A 6,657-nucleotide genomic window follows, 5' to 3' on the forward strand; every position below is an offset into this window, starting at 1 on the left:
ACCAACTTCGCGGCCTTCTCGACGACCGCCGGCGAACTCTTCGGCGGGCCCCTCGCCCTCGAAGGCATGATGGCATTCATGCTCGAAGCCACCTTCCTCGGCATCTTCGTCTTCGGACGCGAACGGGTCAGTGACCGCCTCTATATGATTTCGAGCGTGTTCGTCGGCCTCGGGACGTGGCTGTCGGCCATCTGGATCCTCATCGCCAACTCCTGGATGCAGACACCCAGAGGATACGAGATGGTGACCGAAAACGGCCAACCGGTCGTCATGCTGGTCGACCCGATCGCGGCCTACGCCAATCCGCGCTTCCCGTGGATGTTCGTCCACATGCAGAACGCCGCGGTCCTTTCGGTCGCCCTGTTCATGACCGGCGTTGCCGCCTACTACGTCTGGACGAACCGCGACACCGAGTTCTGGCGGAAGACGATGAAGATCGGCCTCGCCGTGTTGCTCGTTACCGCGCCGCTTCAGGCGATTCACGGCGACGCCTACGGTCGACACGTCTCGGAGACCCAACCACAGAAGTTCGCCGCCATGGAGGCACAGTACGAGACCGACTCCGGAGTCGGTCTGAAGCTACTGGCCGTTCCGACCGAGATAGAGGACATCACAGACCCCCACGCCGAGGACCTCTTCGTCATCGAGGTGCCGTTCGTCGCCTCGCTTCTCGCGAGTGGTGGCGACCCAGGGGCGACGATTACGGGCTTGAACGATATGGAGTCGGAAGCCCCACCGGTCGCCATCGTCTTCTGGGCGTTCCGGGCGATGGTGGGCCTGGGGTTCTGGTTCATCCTGCTGGCGTTCTGGGGCGGCTACCGGTGGCTCCGTGGGGAGTTGTTCGAGGACGATCTGCTGGCAAAGGCGCTCGTGGGGTCGTCTGTACTCGGGATCCTCACCGTCGAGTTGGGCTGGATCGTCACCGAGGTCGGTCGCCAACCGTGGGTCATCCAGGGCATCATGAAGACCAGCGACGGCGTCTCTCCCGGGTTGACCGGAACGGAGGCCTTCATCACGCTGGCCGGCTTCGTCGGTGTCTACACGGGACTTTTGGTCCTCTACTGGTATGTCGTGATTCGACTCATCCGGGAGGAGGCACCGACGGCCCCGGCGGCACCGAGGACCGATACGGGCGGCTCCAGAGAGGTCGTCCCGAGCGATGACTGACGCGCTACTCGCGGGGATGCCCGCAAGCCTCGCGACCGAACCCCTGTTCGGATTACCACTGGGTCGACTCTGGCTCGGGCTGGTGTTCGCGGTGTTCGGGACCTTCCTGTTCCTGGACGGGTTCGACTTCGGCGTCGGCGCGCTCTTTGCGACGCGTTCGGACGAACACGAACGCGAGCAGTTGCTCGCAGCCATCGGACCCTTCTGGGACGGCAACGAGGTGTGGCTCGTCGTCTTCGGCGGCATGCTGTTCGCCGTGTTCCCGAAGGTGTACGCCAGCCTGTTCAGCCGCCATTACCTGTTGATGTTCGCCATTCTAGGGGCGCTCATCCTCCGCGGGCTCGCCCCCGAAATGTACGAACAGCGCGAGGACGACGCCTGGACGCGCTGGTGGGGCCGAGCCTTCGTCGCCGGGAGCGTCGCCGCGCCCTTCTTCCTCGGCGTCTTCGCCGGCAACTGGTTGTTCGGCGTCGACGGGATGGCCTCGGTCGGGAGCATGCTGGTCGGCACAGCAACCGTCGCACTCACCGTCGTCGACGGCGCCGCCTACCTGGGGCTGAAGACACGCGGCGACGTGCGTCTCGAAACGCGACTGTACGGGTATCTCGCACAGGCCGCTTACCTCCTGTTTGTGGTCGCTGCACTCATCGTCGGGAGCCGCTCGGCACCACACGTCGAGGTGTTCGGCATGCCGACGGTCGGCCTGCTCGGTGTGACAGTCCTCCTGGCCGTCGCATACGTCGCTGCCGCCTGGCTCGGTCGCCATTACGTGGCGTTCGTGGCCGTCGCAGCCCAAGTCTACGGCCTCGCCGCACTCGTCGCGATACTGCTGTATCCAGTGGTCGACCCGGTGTCAGCTCTCAGCGTCGAGGACGCAGTGGTCTCGACGCTATCACTGAATCTCGTCACCATCGGCACGGCCTTCCTGTTGCCGATAATCGTGCTCTATTTCGTCGTGCTGTACTCCGCGTTTAGCGGTCCCGTCGAAGAAGGGGAAGCGTACACGTAGCTCCCCTCCGGGTTTCGATTCCGTTCAGGAAACCATGCTGAGGCTCCCGTCTGGCGGTCGGCTCCGACCAGTGGGCCCGGTAGCTACGCCGGCTGCCACTTCCGGTAGAAGCCGACACCGAACGCCATCAGGATGGCCCCGATGCCGACACGGCGCAGGAGGGACACGTAGTCACCGGTGGCTGCGAACTGGAGTAGCCCGACGCCGATGAGAAATGCGACTACGGCGATGAAAAGAACGAGCATCCACGTTCCGGCGTCGATGTGTTCCGTCTCGAACATGGGATTTCGACGAGGGGCGGGCGTGTGGAACGACGCCAGTCGGAGCGGCCACGGCGGAGCGGGATCGACTGGGCGTGAATCCGGCCGGCGCGGAACTGTTCAGTGTGTCGCCGTCTCGGGCGAGAATCCGATTCCAGTGAGCAGCAGACCGGCGATGATGAGAAGCCCCAGCCCGAGTGCCGTGACGATGTCGCCGAGTCTGAACATCCAAGCGGCCATCCCGATGCTCGCGACGACGATCAGCAGACCGGCGACGAGCAGCGGGCGGTTGATGGATTCGGGGTCACGTGTTGTCGACATGGTTGAATACAGTAGAAACAACGGTTCGAACGCTCTAAAGGCGATTCATCGGGGATATTATTGACTGGACGTGCGCCCGACCCACCGGTGCCAGCAATAATTCCTACTCCTTCGACAAGCCTCGCGTGGCTACAGACTGGGCGTTCTCGACAGGGAACACTATACCCAACGTTGGTAGTACCGGGTCACCTACCCTCGCGTATGCCCAAAGCAGCACCCTTCGAGACCCACACCGAGCGCTACGAGGACTGGTTCGAGAAATACGACGATGCCTACCAGTCCGAACTGAACGCTCTGGACCGGTTCGTTCCGGCGACCGGTCGCGGAATCGAGATCGGCGTCGGCAGCGGACGGTTCGCCGGGCCACTGGGCATCGACATCGGGATAGACCCGGCCGAGGCGATGCTCGAACACGCCCAAGAGCGGGGCGTCGACGTGGTCAAAGGCGTCGCCGAACACCTCCCGTTCCGAGACGACACCTTCGAGACCGCGCTGATCGTGACGACGATATGTTTCGTCGACGACATCCCCCGGACGCTGGCCGAAGCCGACCGAATCCTCTCGGAGTCGGGGAGCCTCGTAATCGGATACATCGACAAGGACAGCCCCGTCGGCCAGATCTATCAGGAGAACAAAGAACAGAACCCCTTCTACAGGGAGGCGACGTTCGTCACGACCGAAGAACTCCTCGAAGCCCTCGAAGCCGCCGGATTCACCGACTTCGAGTTCGTGCAGACGATATACCAGTGGATCGACGAGCTAGACGGTCCTGAACCGGTCGAAGAAGGCTACGGCGAGGGGTCGTTCGTCGGCATCAAAGCCAGTCGATAGCGGGGTTCGACGTTAGAGTAGGTGGCCGTCCGCTCACGAGGTAGACCGTCCACGGCGGGTTTTTTGAGGGTTGCCACTTATCGAGCGTGTATGTCCCGGGACGACCGGCCGCTGCCGACCCAACTGCAAACCGCCTTCGACGAGTTGCAGTATCCCATCGAGGACGAGGCGGATTTCGCGGTCACCTTTCCGTCGTGGTCGAGTACGAGTTTCGAGGCGGAGGGGCTGTCCGTCCGCCCGTCGGAACTCTACGCGATGCTTCCGGACGACGGGTTCCCGTACGCGACGGCCGAAGACATCGTCGAGGACTTGCTCGACGAACTCGAGTACGAGGCGTAGTTACGCGCCGTCGAGCAGGCCGCTCAGAAGCGTTTTGGCCAGCCCCTTGTCGAGCGGGTCGTTCGCGTTGCCGCAATGCGGCGACTGGACACACGCCGGACAGCCGTCCTCGCAGGGACAGGAGGCGAGCATGTCTCGGGTCGTCTCCATCAGCCCCTCGATGTCCTCGTATCCCGTTCGAGCGAGGGCGACGCCGCCGGGGTAGCCGTCGTAGATGAAGATGGTCGAGGCACCGGTATGGGGATGCAGGGGCGTCGAGAGTCCGCCAACGTCCCGGCGGTCGCAGAGGACGGTCGTCGGGAACATCGAGATCATGGCGTGTTCGGCGGCGTGGATTCCGCCGGGCAGGTCACCACCGGCCTGCAGGGCTTGCTCCGTGTCGGGCGGTAGCGCGAAGTAGAGCGCCCGCGTCCGGAGGCTGGTTTCGGGCAAGTCGAGTTCCTCGCTGCCCATCGGCTGGCCGCTGGAGGAGTCGAACCGCTGGAAGCCCGTAATCTGTTTGCGCATCTCGACGTCAGCGAATCGGACGGTCACGTCCTCGCGCGTATCGAGCGGCTGTTCGGTGAGGTCCTCCTCGACGGTGATGGTCTTGTCGTGGAGGACCCGCGTGAAGTAGTCGGCCCACGTCGTCTGCAGTTGGGCGACATCGTGGGTGAGGTCCAACTCCGTCACCTCGTAGGTGCGGCCCTGATGATGGTAGATGGCGCCCGGATGGGCATCCCGGAGCGCGTCGTCGAATGGGAGTTTCGCGATGGTGTCTCCGTTCGGGCCGCGGAGTTGAATCTCCCGGTCGTCGACGGTCCGGAGGCTCATATCGTACTGTGGCTGTGGGCCGTCGTTGAGCCAGCGGACGCCCTCACTCGTCTCGCGGCGGGAGAGCAGGCCGTCGTCGGTCAACTCGCCGACCACCTCCGGGAATCGCTGGCCGAAGTATCGGTCGTCCTCGGGGCGGAGCCACGACTCATCGGCGGCCGACCGGACGTGTGGCGGCATGAGCCGGTCGTTCTCCGGGTTCGTGACGGCTTTCTCGGAGTCGCCCTCGAAGAAGGCGTCGGGGTTCGACATCAGGTACTGGTCGAGTTGGTCCTCCCCGGCGACCATCGCGACGAGCGAGGGGTCGGTCCCCCGACCGGCACGGCCCGCTTGCTGGAAGGCGGCCATCCGGGTTCCGGGGTAGCCGTCCAGTATCACCGCGTCGAGGCCGCCGATGTCGACGCCCAGTTCGAGCGCGTTCGTACTCCAGACGCCGCGGACGTCGCCCGACTGGAGTCCGTCCTCGATTTCTCTGCGCCTATCGTCGGTGAGCGCGGCCTGATAGGCTTCGATGTTGCGCGCGAGGTCGGCTTCCCCGCGCTCGCGGAGCGTGTTCGCGCTCTTCGAGGCGTAGCGTTCGGCCGTCTGCCGCGCGCTCGTGAACACGAGCGTCTGGTAGCCCTTCGCGACGAGGTCACAGAACAGCCGCTCGGTTTCGGTGTGGCTGGAGCGTCGGCGGCCACCGCCAGCCTCGTCGCTGCCCCATCCGCCCTCGTCGTACTCCGGTGGGTTCCACAACAGCCAGTGGGTCGGCCCCGTCGTGCTGTCGTCGGTATCTATCAGTCGGATGCCATCGGGCTCTCGACCCGTCACCGTCGCGGCGTGGTCGACAGGATTGCCGATGGTCGCCGAACAGCAGACGAACTCGGGGTCGGCGCCGAACTCCTCGCAGAGACGGAGGAGGCGGCGGAAGACCAGCGAGACGTGGCTGCCGAAGACGCCGCGGTACTCGTGGACCTCGTCGACGACGACGGTTTCCAGCCGCTCGAAGAACCACTTCCAGAGGCGGCGGGCATGCGGCAGGAGGCCGTAATGCAGCATGTCGGGCGTACATAGCAGAACCGTGGGCTGGCGGTCGCGGACGGCTTCCTTTTCGCTTCGTGACTGCCGACCCGTGTACTGGTCGACGGTGACGCCGCTGCCGAACCCGAGGCCGTCGGCGAGGTCCGACAGCGTCTCGGTCTGGTCGTTTATAAGTGCGACCTGCGGGGCGAGATACAGCGTCGTCGCGCGGCGGCCGGAGCGTCCCGCTCCGGTCTCGTCGGCCGAAGGTCGACGGCCGTCCATCGCTCTCTCGAAGGCAGGCACGGTGTAGGCGAGGCTCTTGCCGCTGGCCGTCTCGGTGGCGAGGACGGCGTCGTCGCCATCACGGACGGCTTCGATAGCCCGTGCCTGATGGCGATAGAGTCGGTCGATACCGCGATCTTCGAGTGCGCTTTCGAGGCGGCTATCGACGTCGATATCGGCGAATCGTGGCTGGTCGCCGGGGAGGACTTCGTGGGCGCGAATCTGGTCCTCGTAGTATGGGCGTTCGCGGAGCCACGCGACGGTTTCGTCCACGCCCATCGTTACGACTGCGCCGTCCTAACGGTTCCGCCTGCGGCCCGTTTCGACGCCCGCTCCAAGAAAGGCCGGAGACACAGGGGCGAAGCGCTATAGCTATCGTTCTCACACGGGTCGACATGCGCTGCGTGGAGTTACAGATACGGCCCGAGGGGCGGCGATGGTTCCACCCCGTCGACGAACACGTCGCCAACGACCCTGACCCTCGTCACGGGCCGATTCACAACTTCAATCTCCTCGACGACGGGACGGTCGTACTCCTCTACGAGATATATGGTCCGAAGGACCGAATCGACGAACTGCTCGAAGCGTACGGGACTGGCCTGAAACGCGATACGACGGAGGTCTCGGAGA

The 6,657-nt window shown here is 64.5% G+C and carries 7 protein-coding genes and 1 pseudogene; 5 read left to right on the forward strand and 3 right to left on the reverse strand.

Annotated elements, in window-relative coordinates:
* Both V5A53_RS11535 and V5A53_RS11540 read left to right on the forward strand, forming a co-directional pair.
* Nucleotides 1-1,167, forward strand: a 1,167-nt coding sequence (locus V5A53_RS11535; protein WP_332313762.1) for a cytochrome ubiquinol oxidase subunit I, incomplete at its 5' end; no start/stop codon positions are given.
* Entirely contained in the window at nt 1,160-2,176 is a 1,017-nt protein-coding gene (locus tag V5A53_RS11540) for a cytochrome d ubiquinol oxidase subunit II (RefSeq protein ID WP_332313763.1), read from the forward strand. The genes V5A53_RS11535 and V5A53_RS11540, both read left to right, overlap by 8 nt.
* An 83-nt stretch (nt 2,177-2,259) precedes the next feature.
* On the opposite strand, the gene V5A53_RS11545 is transcribed toward V5A53_RS11540, so the two are convergent.
* Nucleotides 2,260-2,457, reverse strand: a complete 198-nt coding sequence (locus tag V5A53_RS11545) for a hypothetical protein (RefSeq protein WP_332313764.1) — start codon at nt 2,455-2,457, stop codon at nt 2,260-2,262.
* Nucleotides 2,458-2,556: 99 nt separating this feature from the next.
* Nucleotides 2,557-2,757 carry a hypothetical protein gene (locus V5A53_RS11550; RefSeq protein ID WP_332313765.1) on the reverse strand — a complete coding sequence of 67 codons (201 nt, stop codon included), beginning with the start codon at nt 2,755-2,757 and terminating at the stop codon, nt 2,557-2,559.
* Between the two features lie 201 nt (nt 2,758-2,958).
* Here V5A53_RS11550 and V5A53_RS11555 point away from each other — a divergent pair, with 201 nt between their 5' ends.
* Together V5A53_RS11555 and V5A53_RS11560 are read left to right on the forward strand one after the other, a co-directional pair.
* Nucleotides 2,959-3,588, forward strand: coding sequence for a class I SAM-dependent methyltransferase (locus V5A53_RS11555; RefSeq protein ID WP_332313766.1), 630 nt, complete (start codon nt 2,959-2,961; stop codon nt 3,586-3,588).
* Between the two features lie 90 nt (nt 3,589-3,678).
* Nucleotides 3,679-3,927, forward strand: coding sequence for an MTH865 family protein (locus tag V5A53_RS11560; RefSeq protein WP_332313767.1), 249 nt, complete (start codon nt 3,679-3,681; stop codon nt 3,925-3,927).
* Here V5A53_RS11560 and V5A53_RS11565 read toward each other — a convergent pair whose 3' ends face one another.
* Nucleotides 3,928-6,300, reverse strand: a complete 2,373-nt coding sequence (locus V5A53_RS11565) for a DEAD/DEAH box helicase (RefSeq protein ID WP_332313768.1) — start codon at nt 6,298-6,300, stop codon at nt 3,928-3,930. It lies immediately after the preceding gene.
* Between the two features lie 122 nt (nt 6,301-6,422).
* Here V5A53_RS11565 and V5A53_RS11570 point away from each other — a divergent pair.
* Nucleotides 6,423-6,657 (forward strand): annotated as a pseudogene (locus tag V5A53_RS11570) (hypothetical protein); the annotation flags it as partial.

Source organism: Natronomonas sp., assembly GCF_036625485.1.
In the GTDB taxonomy this organism is placed as follows: Archaea; Halobacteriota; Halobacteria; order Halobacteriales; family Haloarculaceae; genus Natronomonas.

Bases quoted from the DNA above. Each gene is read 5' to 3' on its own strand.
- V5A53_RS11540 (WP_332313763.1), top strand. From the start codon at position 1,160: ATGACTGACGCGCTACTCGCGGGGATGCCCGCAAGCCTCGCGACCGAA.
- V5A53_RS11545 (WP_332313764.1), bottom strand. From the start codon at position 2,457: ATGTTCGAGACGGAACACATCGACGCCGGAACGTGGATGCTCGTTCTT.
- V5A53_RS11550 (WP_332313765.1), bottom strand. From the start codon at position 2,757: ATGTCGACAACACGTGACCCCGAATCCATCAACCGCCCGCTGCTCGTC.
- V5A53_RS11555 (WP_332313766.1), top strand. From the start codon at position 2,959: ATGCCCAAAGCAGCACCCTTCGAGACCCACACCGAGCGCTACGAGGAC.
- V5A53_RS11560 (WP_332313767.1), top strand. From the start codon at position 3,679: ATGTCCCGGGACGACCGGCCGCTGCCGACCCAACTGCAAACCGCCTTC.